The following is a 16,428-nucleotide window of genomic DNA, read 5'->3' on the forward strand; positions in this document are numbered from 1 at the left end:
GTTCATTTTCAATGACAAAGGAGCCAAACAAGATCTCGGTAGGGGTCGTAGGAGCAGGGGTAATCGGTCGCCGCGTTGTCGGCGCCGTAAGGCTGCAACCCGATATGGCATTGGCCGGTGTCGCCGACGTCGCCGCCGATTGGCGGATCGCAATGCTCGCGAAGGACGGCGTTCGCCTGTTCGCGGCCATTTCGCAGGCCTCGCAAACCTTGCCGGAGTCGGGTCTCGACGTTGCGGGTTCGCTAGAGGATCTCATCGCGGCAAGCGACGTCATTGTCGACTGCACACCCAAGGGCATCGGTGCCCAGAACGCAAACATCTATCGCCGCGCCGGGAAGCCATTCATCGTGCAGGGAGGCGAGAAGCACGACGTGGCGGGGCACTCATTCGTCGCCGAAGCAACCTACGGGAGCGCATTCGGACGCGATGCGACACGGGTCGTGTCATGCAACACCACGTCGATTGTCCGCACCCTAGGGGCGCTGAAGCGCGCAGGCCTGCTCAAAAAAGCGCGCGGGACACTTATGCGCCGGGCCACCGACCCCTGGGAGAGCCATCTCGGGGGGATCATGAACACGCTCGTGCCCGAGCCGACAATCCCGAGCCATCAGGGGCCGGATGCCCGGCATGTGGATCCGGAACTCGATGTGGTGACGATTGCGATCAAGGTTCCTGAGACCCTGGCTCATCTACACAGCTGGTATGTCGAGCTCACCCGGCCGGCGACAAAGGAGGAAGTCCTCGACGCATTTGCGGCCTCGCCAAGAATTCTGCTCATCGATGGAGACAGCGGACTGTCGGCCCTCAACAGCGTCAAAGAGGCGATGGCGATGGAGGGGCGGCCCAATGCAGACCTCTACGAGGTGGCCCTGTGGAGCAACATTCTCGCGGTCGATGGAACCGAACTGTGCTACAATTACATGGTCGACAATCAAGCCATCGTCATCCCTGAAACGATAGATGCGATCCGTGCCCTGGCGTCGAGCGAGGAGCAGCCCGAGGTCTCGATGCGATTGACAAACAAGACGCTTGGTATCGGAGCAGACGAGCTGAGATTGTAGCGATTGGAGGCAAGAGCGAAGCCAATGACGAACGCCCCCACGGACCGGCCACGATGCAAGCCAAAGACGCGATCCTCCGGCCTGGAAGAGCGAGCGATCGACGAAGCTTTGATCGAAACGTTTCCCGCAAGCGACCCGCCGGCCTGGACCTTAGGCGTCGACAGCCATCCACGCCAAAACGATAAAGCTACACAGCCATACAGCCCAGGAGACGCGCGGCCGAAGGAGGGAGACTAGCATCGCCCAGATAGTGCGGCCCCGACAGTCCGCGTCTACAGCGCGGGCGCGTGCTCCTTCTCTTGCTGGCATTCGCAATCGAGGAAACCGTGAATGACACAGGTGCGGCACATCTGGAGCAGGCGCGTGCGAAGTGCGCCGCGCGCACGATGAAGACGCACGTTGATATTGTTGACACTCGTATCGAGCGCGCTGGCAATGCTTTCACGCGGCTCCTCGAGCAAATCAGCGCGCCAGATGACTTCGGCATAGTCCGGCCTGAGCGTTGGCAGGAGGCGATAGAGACAGTTGCAGACGGCAGCTTCTATCTCTTCGTCCGACACGATTTCCGCCTCGGCAAGTTCGGCAAGTTCCTGAGGATCAATGGCGGTTTCGTGTTTACGGCCGCGCGCAGCCTGTCGGTAAAAGTCGGCAATCGTCGTCGCCAGCACTCGGGAGAGCCATCCCTTGACCGAACCCACATCCCGCAGGTCCCCAGCCCGCTCGATCGCACGAAGCATGAAACGCTGGAGAACTTCCTCCGCCTCCTGACGCCCCCGCATGCGGCCGATAAGGAAACGCAGCATATCTTCGTGGCTATCCACCAGGGCCCGGCGCACTGCTTCATCCATCGGTCGCAACGCCTCCTCGGACCCGTCAGCTTTATCGGCTTTATTTTCGATCATGGAAAACCCCGAAGCGCCAGTGCCCCAATACCGGAGAAGGGCCCGTCCCTTCCTGTAAAACGGTCGCAGGCGGTAGTATCGTTACGACATGTTCGGGGCTCGCCCCTTATCGCAGCTAAAGAGCCGGAGAGCAACATGTCGAGTTCGCAAAAGAAGAAAATATCCAAGAGCGAATACAAGCAACAATTGCGCGCGCTGCAGATCGAACTGGTCAAGATACAACGCCAGGTCATCGCCCATGGCGAGCGTGTTCTGATCATCTTCGAAGGGAGGGACGCGGCCGGAAAGGACGGTGTGATCAAGCGTGTGCGCGAACATATGAGCCCGCGCGAGACGCGGGTCGTCGCTTTGGGAAAACCCTCCGATCGCGACACCCGCAGCTGGTATTTTCGCCGCTACAGCGAACAGCTTCCCGCCGATGAGGAGATCGCTCTGTTCAATCGCTCTTGGTACAACCGGGCGGGGGTCGAACGGGTGATGGGATTTGCCGACAAGGAGGAAGTTGCCGACTTCTTCTCTAACGTCGCGCAATTCGAAGAAATGCTGGCACGCGACGGGACTACGCTTCTCAAATACTACCTCGACATCGATAGAAAAGAGCAAGCCAAGCGCCTCAAAGCGCGGCGCACTGATCCGCTCAAGCAGTGGAAGATCAGCCCCATCGATGCAGCGGCGCTTGAGAAGTGGAATGATTATTCCAACGCCCGGGACGAAATGCTGACGCGCACAGATTTTGCCTATGCCCCGTGGATTGCAGTGCGCGCCAACGACAAACGCGCCGCACGCCTCAACATCATCCGGCACATGCTGCAATCCATCGCGTGCCAGGCGGTCGATCAACGCCTCGCGCGTCCCGACCCTTCGGTCATCCTGCCGATTGCCGAAGTCGGGATTGGTGGCTTGGCCCCGTGAAACTGTTTAACCCGTTCGGCGGCGGAACAACCAGGTCGCCGCCAGCAGGCTCGCGGCAGCGATAAGCGCCATGGGCCAGATGTGGGAGAAATAGAGCCAAAGGGGCGCTTCACGAAGATACACCGCTTTGCTGATGACTATGAAGTGGGTGATCGGCGTGGCGGCGGCAAGGCCCTGCAACCAGTCGGGCATGTTTTCTACCGGCGTGGCATAGCCCGAAATGAGCACAGCCGGGACCATATACATGAACAGCCCGATAATCGCCTGCTGCTGGGTCTTGGCGAGCGATGAGATAAACAGGCCGATACCGACTATTGCAGCGAGATAGACAACCATTCCGAAGAAAAGCAGGGCGAGAGAACCGCGGATCGGTACGTTGAGAAACAGCATCCCCAGAACCAGCATCGCACTTGCGCTCGTCAGCGCAATCAGGAGAGCCGGCACGCTTTTGCCGATCAGGATCTCGAAGGGGCGCAGCGGCGACACCAGCAATTGCTCGAAGGTACCGAGCTCGCGCTCGCGGGCGATCGACAGCGCGGACACCATGAAACCGACCACGGCTACGAGGACGGCAAAGAGCGCGGGCACGGCCGACCAGAGCGGCTCGAGATTGGGATTGAACCAGGTCCTCTGGACAAGACGCACAGGTGCTGTCGCGCGCAGTCTATAGAGCCGCTCCTGATTATAGGCTTCGACGACCCGACTGCTGTATCCCAGCAGGATCTGAGCGGTGTTGGATCTGCGGCCATCGAGGATGAGCTGAACCTCGGCACTTTCGCCGCGCTCGAGACGGCGCGAGAAGTCTTCGCCAACACGCAGGACCAGCGTCGCACGGCGTGCGTCGATTGTCGGCGCGATATCCGCGCCTGCTCGCAAATGGATAATCTCATCGAATACTTCGGCACCCTCGAAGCGGCTGATAAGCTCGACCGAGGCATTGCCGTGGTCCTGGTTGTAGACCGCCAGGGTGACGTCCGATACTTCCTGCGTAATCGCAAAGGCGTAGATAAGGAGCAGGAAGGGCGGCGAAAACAGCACCACCCAACGGGTTTGCGGGTCCCGCGCGCTTGCCAGAAGCTCCTTCACTATCAAGGCGTAGATGCGTTGCCACATGGTCTCAGTCGAGCCGGGTGCGTGTGAACAGAGCGCAGATCGCGAAGATCACAATCGCGAAGATGGCAAGGGCAGCGAGGTCGGGCAGCAGAACCGCCCAGACATTGCCAGCAAGAAACTGCGTCTGCAGAGTCGAGACGAGAAAGCGCGCCGGGATCGCGTAGCTGAAGAGCTGGAGCGCCAGTGGCATGCTGTCGAGCTCAAAAACGAAATTGGAAAAGTAGAACGCGGGCAGAAAGGCAAGCATCACCGCGACCTGCGCTGCCACGAGCTGGTTGCGGGTGAGCGTCGAAATGAGCAGTCCTTGGCCCAGCGAGCACAGCATGAAGAGTGCGGCTGCGAGCGAGAGCGCGAGAAACGATCCGCGGAAGGGAACACCGAAAAACGCCACGGCCACAAACACGGACAGCATGAACGAGCCGAGGCCCAGCACGAAATAGGGCACAAGCTTGCCCAGCAGCAGTTCGAGCGGACCGACAGGGGTCGCAAGGAGCGCTTCCATAGTGCCGCGCTCCCATTCGCGGGCAACCACAAGCGCAGTGAGCAAGGCGCCGATTATGGTGAGAATGATCGCCACCGAGCCGGGGACCAGATAGTTGCGGCTCGAAATCTCGGCGTTAAACCAGACACGCGGCTCAATCGAGACGAGAGGCGCGAGCGGCGGTTGCCCGCGATCGAGCCATTCCTGCTCGAGCCAATTGATAACGAGCAATTCAATATAGGAGCCAACCAGTCCGGCTGTGTTTGGATCACCCCCATCGACCAGGATCTGGATCGGCGCCGCCTCTCCGCGGAGCGTGATTGCGCTGAAATTCTGTGGCAGGATGATGATCGCATCGAGCTCGCCCGCGGCCATGAGGGTTTCGAAGTCCTTTCGCACAGGCGCTGTTTCAATCTCGAAATAGCGCGTGTTGCGCAGCGACGCGACAAAGCTCTCCGTCTCTCCGGTCGGCTGTTCGACCACAACGCCGACCGAGAACTGCCGGGGGTCGAACGAAACCGCATAACCGAACAGGAAGATCAGCATGATCGGCAATAGGCCGGCAATCATGAGTGTGCTCGGGTCCCGAATAGCCTGCCGGGTTTCCTTGCGCATGATCGCTGCGAAACGCGAAAACCTCATGGCGCGTTTACCGCTTCGTTCTCTTCGACGAGAGCGATGAATGCATCCTCAAAGGTCGGGTTGGGCAAGGTCGAGGAGGCCGCCTGCGCCTTGAGTTCGGCGGGAGTTCCCAAAGCGATCATCTGCCCGCGATATATGAGCGCAGCGCGGTCGCAATACTCCGCTTCGTCGAGAAAATGTGTCGTCACGATGACGGTTACGCCGTTCGTGACCATTGCGTTGATATGGGCCCAGAATTCACGGCGCGTACGCGGATCGACACCCGAGGTCGGCTCGTCGAGAAAAAGGACGTCAGGCTCGTGCATGACGGCGCAGGCGAGTGACAGACGCTGCTTGAACCCAAGCGGGAGCTGACCGGAATTCTCATCGAGCTTGTCCGTGAGGGCGAAGCTTTCGATCATACGCGCAATCATGGTACGCTGCCGCACTCCGGTAAGGCCGTAAACACGTGCGAAGAACCGCAGATTCTGCAACGTGCTGAGATCGCCATACAGCGAAAATTTTTGCGCCATGTATCCGAGACGAGCCCGTGCCTCGCTCGCGGCAGTACGCAAATCGACACCGGCAATACGAGCCTCACCGCTGGTCGGCTTGAGAAGGCCGGAGAGCATTTTGAATGTAGTCGACTTGCCCGCGCCATTGGGTCCGATAAGCCCAAACACTTCACCTCGACGCACATCGAAACTGATTTCGGACGCCGCAGTGAAGGAGCCGAACATCCGCGTTAGTCCGCGCGCCTCTACGGCAATCGCTGTATCGTGGCTGCGCTCCGATCCACCGGCGAAGGGCGACTCGGCGCGAAACCCGCCGCCGATGAGATCGATGAACGCGTCCTCGAAACGCGGCGCGACACGCTTCAGCCGAGCGCTATCCCCCGCGCCGATCGAAGCCGGTGAGGGGGCGTGCGCGTTCTCATTGATCAACAGCCTGACGTCGCTGGCCTGGATTGTTCCATCCATCACAGCTTCGTGTTGGCGAGCGTTATTCAAAACGTAGCGCCGATCGCCCTCGATGCCCTCGATCATAAACACCCGGCCATCGACACGCGCGGCTAGGTCAGCCGGCCGACCGTCGAAGATGAGATCGCCCTCGCTCAACACGAGCACAGTCTCGCATTTCTCGGCCTCATCGAGGTAGGCGGTTGCCCAAACGACCGTGATCCCTTCGTCGGTCAGTCGGCTTACCATTCGCCAGAGTTCGCGCCGCGAAATAGGGTCTACGCCGACGCTTGGCTCGTCCAGCAACAGGAGTTCAGGTGTCACAACGAGAGCGCAGGCGAGCCCGAGCTTTTGCTTCATGCCGCCCGACAAGGCGCCCGCCAATCTGCCGGTAAATGGCGCTAGGCCGGTAAAATCGAGAAGCCGCTCGAATGTCGCCTTGCGCGCTGATCCAACCAGTCCGCGCAGATCTGCGTAGAGATTGAGATTTTCCTCCACGCTCAGATCCTCGTAGAGGCCGAAACGTTGCGGCATATAGGCAATGCGCGCGCGCACCTCCTTCGCGTTGGCGACGGGATCGAAACCTCCCACGTCGATCCCGCCTTCATCGGCGCGCAGCAGTCCGGCGATCAAGCGCAAGAAGGTTGTCTTCCCCGAGCCATCGGGCCCCACCAGCCCGACGATGTGGCCCGATCTGATCTGTGTACTAACACTGCGCAATGCCGGTTCGGCTTGCTTGGGGAACCGTTTGGTCAGGCCTTCGATGGTTACCAGGGCCACCACCCGTCAACGCCCGCGGGCGACGGGACGGACGATCACGGAGACCGGCATGCCCTGCTTCAGGATTCCGTCTTGATCTTCGGTACGCACACGCACCCGGTAGACAAGGCTGGTGCGTTGTTCGCGGGTCTCAACGGACTTGGGTGTAAACTCGGCTGTCGGTGAGATGTAGGCAATGCGGCCGGGAAATTCGCGGCCAGCCTCGGTCAACACTGTCGCGGGGGTACCGATCTCGACGCGCTCGAGGTCGGGTTCCTCGATATAGGCCCGGATCCACATGGGCGAGGTGTGTGCGAGTGTGAATACGGTTTCGCCCGGCCCCACGATGGCTCCAGCCTCGCGTGCGCGCGTCAGGATGATCCCGTCAGCGGGCGCGTAAAGGTTCGCGTCTACTAGGCGTTGCCGGGCGAGTGCAGCGGCAGCTCGCTCGGCTCCAAGCGCCGCGCGTCCTTGCCGGATTTCTTCGCGTCGGGGTCCCTCGCGGACAAGCGAGAGTTCTTCGAGTGCCGCCTGCCGCTGAGCGGCCGCGCGATCGCGCTGAGAGCGCGCCTCGTCCCGGGTCTGCCATGAGGCAAAGCCCTTCCCGGCGAGGTGTTCGACCCTGTCCAGGGTTGCCTGGGCAACGCTCAGCGCGGACTCCGCTTCTGCAACCCGCGCTCTCGCCCGCTCGATCTCCTCCGGCCTGCTGCCCGATTCGAGAGCGGCGAGCGCTGCGGAGCGTTGGCTGGCACGCGCTTCGGCAAGCGCGATCTCGTTCTTATAATCCTGAGGTTCAAGCGAGGCCAAAAGATCGCCAGCTTCAACCCTATCTCCCTCATCGAACGCCAATCGGTCGATCCTGCCTGGAACCTTGAACGCCAGATTGACCTGACGAATGTCGACATTTCCGTTGAGTACCAGATGACCTTCTCGCTCATGCCGATCAGGCTGCGTCAGCCAGATTGTCGCTGCCGAAGCGGCTAGCAATACGAGCAGGCCAATGCCGATGTAGACCTTCTGTCTGGATCTCATGATTCGCCTCCGGTCCTAGCGGCACTAGGTTCCAGCAGGCCCAGGAGTTCGAACTCGGTGCAATGCCCTGCCAGCGACACGCTCGGTGCGTTCGGCGCGACAAAAACGGCGTAGTGCATTGCCCGCTCGATCACTCCGACAAGAAGCCAAGCAATGAGTCGCGCCGGGAGATTCTTCACCAGGCCGAGCTGTTGGGCATCTTCGAGATACCGCGCGAGCGCGTCAGCACCTTGCTCGAAATGTCGATTGATATGAGCGCGCTGCTCGGGCGGAAGCGCATAGGCCTCACGCAAGACCAGCCTGGTCAGAATATCATGCTTGCGGCCATACCGAATGATGGTCATCCAGATCTCCTCAACCTCGGCTGATAGATGCTCTCCAGTTTGCAGCCGCTTGGCGGGATGGCGGGCAATGGTCTCCTCAATCAGTCCTGCAAAGAATTCATCGATAAGCGCGACAAACAGCGACGGCTTGTTTTCAAAATGCAGGTAAAAGGTCCCCTGCGCTACCCCTGCATTCGCGACGATGTCGGCGACGCGGGTTGCCGTAAATCCGTGCTGAGTGAACAGCTCGGCCGCGGCAGCTTTCAATTTTCCGGCGATATCATCGGCCATTTGAACACCTCGATATGACTGACGCATCAGTCAGCGAGATATTACATATCTGCATGATCCTTTTTCGGCGTAGCTTTATGCTTGCTCTGAAGCGTAGGATGTTCATTCGCAGGCCCGCCCCGCGTCCAGACCGAGGACACTGTGTAACCGGGACCGCTTATCCCTTGATGTTTGCCGGGGCCGGGGTGGAAGAAGCCCGGCGTGCGCGAAATCCGACAATCAGTGTCAGCAACGTGATCAACTGCGCGCCGGTCGTCTCCACAGTCGGAAAAAAGCCGAGTTCGGCGAGGCGCGGCAAGCCGGAAATGAAGGTGGCGGAAAGAAGTCCGGAATCCTGGAACGCGCCCACACCCTTGCCGGTCAGGATGATCGCGAGCGCTGCGATCAGGATCGCGCTGTACTTGAAAAATTGCGTGATCGGAAGCTTGCGGCTGTAGCGCAGCATAAACCATGCAAGAGCCGACAGGACGGCGAGAGCCGACACGGCCCCTGCAAGTATCACCGAACTGCTATCAGGGGTCCAGAGGGCAGCATAGAACAGGATCGTTTCAAAGGCTTCGCGATAGACGACGACAAAGGCGAGCCCGAAGAGAAACCATGCCGATCGCCTGGAGAGAGCCTTCCCCATCTTCTGCTGAATATAGCGTCGCCATTCATCTGCCTGGCTCTTGCCGTGCATCCAGATCCCGACGGAAATGAGGATGACCGCCGCCAACAGCGCACCGAATCCTTCGGTGAGCTCGCGGCTCGCTCCGCTAATAGCGACGAAGTAGGTCGCGGCCACCCAGGTGGCGACGCCTGCCAGCAGCGCGGCGATCCAGCCGCCATGAACGTAGGCGATTACTTCGCCGCGATCCGATTTGCGAACGAAGGCGATCATGGCAATCACCACGAGAAGTGCCTCTATCCCCTCGCGCAGCAGGATCGTGAAGGCACCCAGAAAAGTGGAGATGTCGCTGGCTGCTTCGGGCGCGAGAGCGACATCCGCTTGCTCAAGCAGGCTCGCGGCGAAAGCGTGTCGTTCGCGCAATCGCGAGACAGGCACGTTGCGCTCGATATCTGAACGATATTGGCTGAGCGCTTGCTCGATCTGCCGCATGAGATCACCATCGCGCGTCGCGAGAATACCCTCGACCGGTTCGAAGCCGTCAAGATAGGCCGACAGAGCTAGTCGGCGCGCCTCTGCGCGTTCGCCCCGCTCGTAGGCGGCGAGACTTTGCTGCAGGGTCTGCCGCGCAAGATCGAGCGAGCCGTTCTCGCTTCTCTGGCTGACAACTCCGGGATTTGATCGCAGGTATGCCATGACGGCCAATGCCCGGTTCTCTCCGATCGCGTCGGCGAGCTCTGCGGGCGTGATGGCCGCAAGTGTCTCGAGATCGGGTATCAGACGCCGCACCCGGTCATCTTCGCGCCAGATTTTCTCCCCGCGTTCGAGATCCTCGAATGCGATGCCGCCTGCATGAAATGCGAGGGCCCAACGATCGGCTTCCGGAAGTGTGGCGAAGCTGGGCATCGACGTGCCCTCAAGGCCCTGAGTTATAACCTGATAGAGACCGAAGAGGCTGCGCTGGCGCGCGCGGTTATCATCGGTAAAATCGATCGGTGGAGGCTCGAGCGTCATGCTGGCTGCCGGAGGGGAACTGCCCGAAGCACCGTGACACGAGGCGCAGTTTTGCGCAAAGAGCGCCGCTGCGCGAGACAGATCCGGCGGGCTTCGGGGAGCCAGCGGAACCGGGTACGCCTCCAACAGCGATCCCCCCAAGGCACGGGCCAGCCGGGAAACGCGCTCGACCGGGGCTTTCTTCTCAATCGCCTGGCGCAGCTCGACAGACATCGCGAAGAGACCGGGCTTGGCCGAAGCATCGGGAAGCGCGGCTACTTGTTCGCCGACGGTCGAAGAAAATTCGACCATTTCGCTGTATTCGAAATCGTCGATGACCTGCCCGTTCGACACCGCTGCGGAGTAATCGACAGCAATGTAGTCGAGAAGGCGCCAGGTCGTGCGCACCTCTGCGCCCTCCGCGCGCGCTACGCCGGACAGGCTTAGAAGGAGGGAGATGATGAAGACCCTTAGCACCATGTGCGGCGATGGAATGGAAACAGACATCCGAACCCTTCTCAGGCTATGCAATTAAGTCGCAATATCAAATAAACTACTTCTCATGTCCGACGCAACCGGCGGCTGTGCTTTAGACCGTTCATGCTGCCCTGAGCTCGCGCCTCGCTTGGACGAACACGTCGGCACTTCCCCAGATCGCCAAGCTTGCCAGGATTCCGGCAACAGCAAGATCAGGCCATGCCGCCCCCGTCCCGAAAACACCGACCGCGGCCGCTAGCACCGCGACGTTTCCGATCGCGTCGTTGCGCGAACAGATCCATACCGAGCGCATATTCGCGTCCCCGGTTCGATACCGAAAGAGCATCGCCGCGACCGCGAGATTTACTGCGAGCGCCAGGAAACCGACGATGCCCATCGTTCCGGCATCCGGAGATGCGCCGGCGAAGAGGCCCCAGATCGCCGAGCCCAGGACCCAAAGACCAAAGCCCAGCATGGTCGCCGCCTTCGCGAGCGCCGCGCGCGCCCGCCATGCAATCGCCATTCCGGCAACTCCGAGACTGATGGCATAATTGGCCGAATCGCCCAGAAAATCGAGTGCATCGGCCTGTAGCGCGCGCGAATCGGCGGCAATCCCGGCCACGATTTCGACTGCAAACATGATGGCGTTGAGACCAAGGGCCACCCACAGGACCTTGCGCCATCTCGGATCGTTATGGACATCGCCGACATCGGCAGCATCGCAACAATTCTTCGCCATCCACTCGCCTCCTCGTTTCGAAACGGCCTATTCACCTTGTAGCCACTATAAGGTCAAGCGATTGGAGCTGATGGTATGAGAATTGGTGAAGTCGCACGGAAAACTGGCGTCAAAGCCGAGACGATCCGCTTCTACGAGCGCGAAGGCATTCTAAGTCCCCCGCCCCGAACTCGGTCTAACTATCGCGATTACGGGCCTGGCGAGGCGGCGAGATTGATCTTCATTCGCCGGGCGCGCGACCTCGGATTTTCGATGCCGGATATCCGCGAACTGCTCGAGCTCTCGAAAGAGGATGATCGATCCTGCGCTGAGGTTGATTCCTTGGCGCGCGCGCATCTTGGTCAGGTAGAAAGCAAGATTGCCGCCCTGCAGGTCATGCGCGATGAACTCTCGCGCATGATTGCGAGCTGCGAACAAGACAGGGTGAGCGACTGCAGGATCATTGATGCTCTGGTCGGCCAAACGACACGAGGTGGCACCTGAGAACTGTATGAGAGCGGCACTCGCATACTAATGTCTGTTGGCCCGTCGCAGCGATGCCATTCGTATGCTTGACGGTCGTGAGCCCTATCGTTCTGGATTTGGGGCTACGCGCAGCAGTGACCATGACCAGCGCCCGATCACGATTGCACCCACCAACCCCATTGCCGCGTCCATCCAAGCCCAGCCGAGGTACATGCCGGCGAGAAGGGCCACGATAGCCAGGACCGAAGTCAGGGCATCGGCAAGCACGTGGAAATAGGCGGAGCGCAGATTGTTGTCGGCATGCGCATGGTCGTGGTGATGATGATGGTCGTGATCATGCCCATGGTGATGATCGGCACCAAGCAGCCAGGCACTCGCGAGGTTCACCACGAGGCCGAGCACGGCGATCCAGATAGCCTCGGTATAGGCAATCGTGAGCGGACTGACGAACCTTTGAGCCGATTCAACCGCGATCCCGATTGCGAAGATGGCGAGGACAAGCGCGCTCGCGAAGCCGGCGAGGTCGCCCACCTTGCCGGTACCGAATGTGAAACGCGGGTTGTTCGCATGGCGCTTGGCAAACCAGTAGGCGAAGGCCGCGACGCCCAAGGCACCTGCATGGGTCGCCATGTGGATACCATCGGCGAGAAGAGCCATCGATCCGGTCCACAGGCCCGCAACAATTTCGACCACCATCATCACGGCGGTCAACGCAACGACATAGCGCGTGCGCCGCTCATGCGCGTCGTGCGAGGCGCTCAGGAAGTTGTGATCATGGGCGAGCGCGGAGCACGCGACGTGGGCACCCGGGATAAATCTCGCTCTTAAACACAGACCTCATGCGGATGTCGGTGGATAAGCCAATGCGCGAAGAGTCAGACGAGGTGCTAAGCGGCGAGGCCAAGGGGACGATAATCGCGATGGACCCCGACGCGAGCACTGCCGCCATGAAGCGTGGCACCGTTCCCAAGATCGGTTGGCCAGCGATGAGCGCTGGTGACCGATGAGCAAGCCCTGGGGAAATTGAGCGCAGTGAGGGGAAGGCCTCTGAATTTCGTACTGGAAGAAATAGCGGCGTCATTTCGGCGGTGGCGCCGCTGAAGGACGATAGTTGGGAGGGCTGATGTGCGCAGGTGCCGGTTCTTTCACAAGGGGGTGAACATGCCAGGCGTTGAAAAGCCAATTTCTCAAGATCGAGGCGAGCCTCCCAAGAGCCCTGGCCTCACCGCTTCGGGGTTAGGGGTGCCACCCCCGGTGGCTTGCGCAGCGCCAAAAGCGCTTTCGCTCGATGACCTACGCGGACCCCACCCCCTTACCATACCTTCGCCGCAGGCCGGCATGATCGACCGGAGCGAGCGGGCTCCTCGCATCGCCCTAACATCCAGTGAGGAGGAAGATCATGTTTGAATTCGACAAATCCAATAAGGAGAACCGCCCACCTTCGCCACCAAACAAGCCCGTGCGAGCTCCGGTTCGTGCGCAGCATCGTAGTCAGTTGCTTTGGGGAGAGCATTGCACCGAATGCGCCGCGCCAGATTGCTACGAAAGCTGCTCGCTCTACGACCCACGGCCCGATGGCCGCTGTCGACGGTTTGAGTTCGGAGCATTGCCCAATCGACACTTCCCTTCGGCGGGCAGTGCCGCCGCCGAGATCAAGTTCAGACGATGGGCGCGTCTTATGGCGAAGGGGAATACGTTGCTGCTTCCCAGTTGGCTGGCAACCGCGGCTGAGTGGCTGATCTTACGAACGTCGCCCATCTTGGACGCAATCGGATCGCTCGCAGCAAGAGTTTCGGGGGATCGCCGCTGGTCGTACCTTGGATACCATGTCTGGGACAGAATGACCGGGATTGCCGCCAGATTTCAAACCGAGCGCCCCTATGCGCTTGCGATCGAAATATTCAATCCGAACGACCGGATCGTGGAACTGGTGCTGCAAATCTCGGTTGATCGAAGCCGGATGCTCCCGCGACGCGAGGAGCATAAACTACCCTTGCCGTTCTACGAAACGCTCCGCATTCCTTCCGGACACTTTTCTCAGATCATCCCTGGGGAAAAATTCGCTCCAATCGCTTCTTCGGGACTACCATTCGAAATCGCGATCGAGCCACTTCAGGAAGATACTCATCTGGTCTTCCTGACATTAGATCTAATCGCGCAACCCAAAAAGATCGACGAACAGAAACTGGGGCAGGATCTGCCCGTCAAATGTGTCATATTCGATCTCGACGAGACGTTATGGAAAGGCACGTTGGTCGAAGGCGACGTCCAGCTGAAGAGCGGGATCGCGCACCTTTTTGAGGTGCTCGACCACAAAGGAATTCTGATTTCGGTGGTAAGCAAGAATGATCCGGCTGCGGCCGAGGAACAGCTTCGGGCCTTTGGCCTGGATCAATATGTGCTGAAATCGCAAGTTGGCTGGCGCCCCAAGTCGGAAGGTGTGAAGGCAATAGCGGACCAGCTCAATATCGGGACCGATGCGCTGCTTCTAATCGATGACAGTCCTTTCGAGCGGGCCGAGGTCGAACGTGCCGTGACCGGCGTCAGAACCTTGTCGGAAAAGGCGCTGGACGACTTGCTTGACGACCCTCGACTGGCCGGCGCCGCAACGAGCGAGTCGAAGGAGCGGCGCCGCTTATACAAGGAAGCGGAAACGCGGAAGGAAGCATCCACATCCTTCGATGGAAACTACGACGATTTTCTCCGCTCTTGCGAAATTCGTTTGACGATACGGACCAATGAGTTGCGTGACACAGAGCGTATTCAAGAGCTCGTCCAGCGAACTAACCAGCTAAATTTCTCCGGCCACAAATACTCAAATCGTGAAGTAGCACTGCTTCTGGATGACCCCACCTTAGTTCGCCATGTAATAGAATGCTCCGACCGCTATGGTAGTTATGGAGTGGTCGGCTTTTGTCTTACACGCCTTGAAGGCAAGGTGCTGCGCATCGAAGACCTGATGCTCTCATGCCGCGTACAGGGGAAGCAGATCGAACGTGCTCTGCTATCCCACTTAACAAACAGCAATGGCCATATGCTTGACGCTGTAGAGATCGCTTTCCACCAAACCAAGCGGAATGGACCGGCTAATGCGGTCCTCGACGACTTGGGCTTCGAACCCACAACAAATGAGGTTCGCCGCATCACAATGACGCCCGGAATGTTCGACACCGACATCGTAACGATCGAATATCATCAGCCGGGGCCGACAGGCGATCTAGCGTAGCGTACTGAAAGAGCCGTTTTTGTACCAAGTCATGAAGCGATTGATCGCGAACCATCCAATTCCGACCGATATGAACAGTTCTTTGAATTCGGTAGCGTTGGGTATTTCGATCATTCGCTGACCGAGCGTGAGGAAGATCGACTGGCCCGCAAGGATCCCGAAGGCTAAGAATCCGAAAAGGCATGCCTCACCTCTGTCTCCGCGCAGGCGGGCAGCATTCCCGAACGCAAGCAGGACGAGCAAAGTGGCGAATGCGGTCACCTGAATGGGTATCAGGTTCCAGTGTCCGTAATTGAACATTGCCGTCGGCGCACTGATGGCGGCGACGCTGCGCGCTGGTAAGAAACCAAGCAATGCGTCGAGTGCTGCGACGCCAGGCCTTACAGTTTCCCGCAACAGGGGAAACAGGCACAGAAATATCCCGGCACCGGTATAGTAAACGGTTTCCGACAGGTCCGTATGGATATTGTGGAGATTGAATTCTCCCTGCCAATTGATCTCCTCGATTGCAGCCGGCGTGTCGAAATCGGCGATGCGCTGCATCCATGAAATCTCCTCCATGCCGATCAGGAAGAAGAGTAGAGCGAACCCGCTGGCAATCAACACCGGGACGTGTCTCAGCCGCCCGCCCTTTAGATTTCGAGCTCGTATCAGAGTCTCGACCGCGAATAGGCAGCCCGCGCCGAGCGTGAGGATTGCTGACAGCCATTCCGCCGCGCTGTCTTCCTCGGCCATGGCACGGAACGTTTCGGGATCGGCGAGAAAAACCGCCGTTAGACCTAACCCTGTAAGCATCGCGGCGAGCGCGAGGGTCCGCTGGGTAATTGTCAACCGCCCACGGCAAAGCGCAGTATCCGCCGCCCCCAATATAAGCACGCTGACCAACGTTCCCGCAATTGCCAAGGCGAACAATGAACGAAGCAGGAAATACGTCGTGAAGACCGGTGGCTCCTCCCTGACCGGGTAGAGGCCGAGAGCGAGAAACTCGTAGGCCGTCAGGGCAGACCACGAGAGAATCGACGCGAGCGCAATGGCCAGAAACCACGCCAAATATTTTACGGTTCCAAGGTTGCGTAGTCTGCCAATCATCTCAGACTCGTCTCTAGCGATTGATCGGGTTACGAGAGACACATAATACATTCCAAACTGTGAAGGTTTTGCAAAACGGCCATCCACTGAAACACGAGAGATACGCCTTCTCCCGACTTATCAGCAGGTTAGCGCTGCCCGGCATCACGTATAAGGCGAATACTAGAAAGCCGATAACACTCTTCGTTCCGGCATTCGGTCGATACATCAGCGCGCTCACATCTTAATCAGGTAGTACATAAGATTGCCGCCCTGCAGATCATGCGCGATGAACTTTCGCGCATGATCGCAAGCTGTGAACACGATACCATCAGCGACTGCAGGATAATCGATACTTTTGCCGCTTCGCAGGGCCCCTGATTGCAGGAGCAGCTCACG

The 16,428-nt window shown here is 59.3% G+C and carries 14 protein-coding genes and 1 pseudogene; 5 read left to right on the top strand and 10 right to left on the bottom strand.

Features of this window, described 5'->3' with window-relative positions; all coding sequences use genetic code 11:
• Positions 1-11 precede the first annotated feature (11 nt).
• On the top strand, positions 12-1,061 hold the full coding sequence (locus tag J2S32_RS09340) for a type II glyceraldehyde-3-phosphate dehydrogenase (RefSeq protein ID WP_253520455.1): 1,050 nt from the start codon (positions 12-14) through the stop codon (positions 1,059-1,061).
• A gap of 272 nt (positions 1,062-1,333) precedes the next feature.
• On the opposite strand, the gene J2S32_RS09345 is transcribed toward J2S32_RS09340, so the two are convergent.
• Entirely contained in the window at positions 1,334-1,963 is a 630-nt protein-coding gene (locus J2S32_RS09345; protein WP_253520457.1) for an RNA polymerase sigma factor, read from the bottom strand.
• 135 nt (positions 1,964-2,098) lie between these two features.
• Here J2S32_RS09345 and ppk2 point away from each other — a divergent pair, with 135 nt between their 5' ends.
• Positions 2,099-2,875, top strand: coding sequence for a polyphosphate kinase 2 (gene ppk2 / locus J2S32_RS09350; protein ID WP_046904074.1), 777 nt, complete (start codon positions 2,099-2,101; stop codon positions 2,873-2,875).
• Positions 2,876-2,881: 6 nt separating this feature from the next.
• On the opposite strand, the gene J2S32_RS09355 is transcribed toward ppk2, so the two are convergent.
• The 7 genes from J2S32_RS09355 to J2S32_RS09385 all read right to left on the bottom strand — a co-directional run bounded on the left by J2S32_RS09355 (position 2,882) and on the right by J2S32_RS09385 (position 11,270).
• A complete protein-coding gene (locus J2S32_RS09355) occupies positions 2,882-3,988 on the bottom strand; it encodes an ABC transporter permease (RefSeq protein WP_253520462.1) in 1,107 nt (368 codons plus the stop codon).
• Positions 3,989-3,992: 4 nt separating this feature from the next.
• A complete protein-coding gene (locus tag J2S32_RS09360) occupies positions 3,993-5,084 on the bottom strand; it encodes an ABC transporter permease (protein ID WP_253520465.1) in 1,092 nt (363 codons plus the stop codon).
• 23 nt (positions 5,085-5,107) lie between these two features.
• Complete coding sequence (locus J2S32_RS09365) at positions 5,108-6,829, bottom strand: ATP-binding cassette domain-containing protein (RefSeq protein ID WP_253520467.1); 1,722 nt, start codon at positions 6,827-6,829, stop codon at positions 5,108-5,110.
• Between the two features lie 6 nt (positions 6,830-6,835).
• Positions 6,836-7,840, bottom strand: a complete 1,005-nt coding sequence (locus J2S32_RS09370; RefSeq protein WP_253520469.1) for an efflux RND transporter periplasmic adaptor subunit — start codon at positions 7,838-7,840, stop codon at positions 6,836-6,838.
• Positions 7,837-8,454, bottom strand: coding sequence for a TetR/AcrR family transcriptional regulator (locus J2S32_RS09375; RefSeq protein ID WP_253520471.1), 618 nt, complete (start codon positions 8,452-8,454; stop codon positions 7,837-7,839). Before J2S32_RS09375 ends, J2S32_RS09370 begins: the two co-directional genes overlap by 4 nt.
• Before the next feature lie 157 nt (positions 8,455-8,611).
• A complete protein-coding gene (locus tag J2S32_RS09380; RefSeq protein WP_230279168.1) occupies positions 8,612-10,561 on the bottom strand; it encodes an FTR1 family protein in 1,950 nt (649 codons plus the stop codon).
• A gap of 91 nt (positions 10,562-10,652) precedes the next feature.
• Positions 10,653-11,270, bottom strand: coding sequence for a cation transporter (locus J2S32_RS09385; protein ID WP_047822057.1), 618 nt, complete (start codon positions 11,268-11,270; stop codon positions 10,653-10,655).
• A gap of 75 nt (positions 11,271-11,345) precedes the next feature.
• Here J2S32_RS09385 and J2S32_RS09390 point away from each other — a divergent pair, with 75 nt between their 5' ends.
• Complete coding sequence (locus J2S32_RS09390) at positions 11,346-11,753, top strand: MerR family transcriptional regulator (protein ID WP_253520473.1); 408 nt, start codon at positions 11,346-11,348, stop codon at positions 11,751-11,753.
• A gap of 108 nt (positions 11,754-11,861) precedes the next feature.
• Here J2S32_RS09390 and dmeF read toward each other — a convergent pair.
• Positions 11,862-12,548: pseudogene (dmeF, locus tag J2S32_RS09395) on the bottom strand (CDF family Co(II)/Ni(II) efflux transporter DmeF); the annotation flags it as partial.
• A gap of 50 nt (positions 12,549-12,598) precedes the next feature.
• Between dmeF and J2S32_RS09400 the strand changes: the two are divergent.
• Positions 12,599-12,742 (top strand): copper-binding protein, encoded by a 144-nt coding sequence (locus J2S32_RS09400; protein WP_253520476.1) that lies wholly within the window; start codon positions 12,599-12,601, stop codon positions 12,740-12,742.
• A gap of 392 nt (positions 12,743-13,134) precedes the next feature.
• Entirely contained in the window at positions 13,135-14,961 is a 1,827-nt protein-coding gene (locus tag J2S32_RS09405; protein ID WP_253520478.1) for an HAD-IIIC family phosphatase, read from the top strand.
• Here the strand turns inward: J2S32_RS09405 and J2S32_RS09410 are convergent.
• Entirely contained in the window at positions 14,953-16,050 is a 1,098-nt protein-coding gene (locus tag J2S32_RS09410) for a hypothetical protein (RefSeq protein ID WP_253520480.1), read from the bottom strand. The genes J2S32_RS09405 and J2S32_RS09410 overlap by 9 nt on opposite strands.
• Between the last annotated feature and the right edge of the window lie 378 nt (positions 16,051-16,428).

The sequence above is a fragment of the Qipengyuania citrea genome (assembly GCF_024171405.1).
In the GTDB taxonomy this organism is placed as follows: domain Bacteria; phylum Pseudomonadota; class Alphaproteobacteria; order Sphingomonadales; family Sphingomonadaceae; genus Qipengyuania; species Qipengyuania profunda.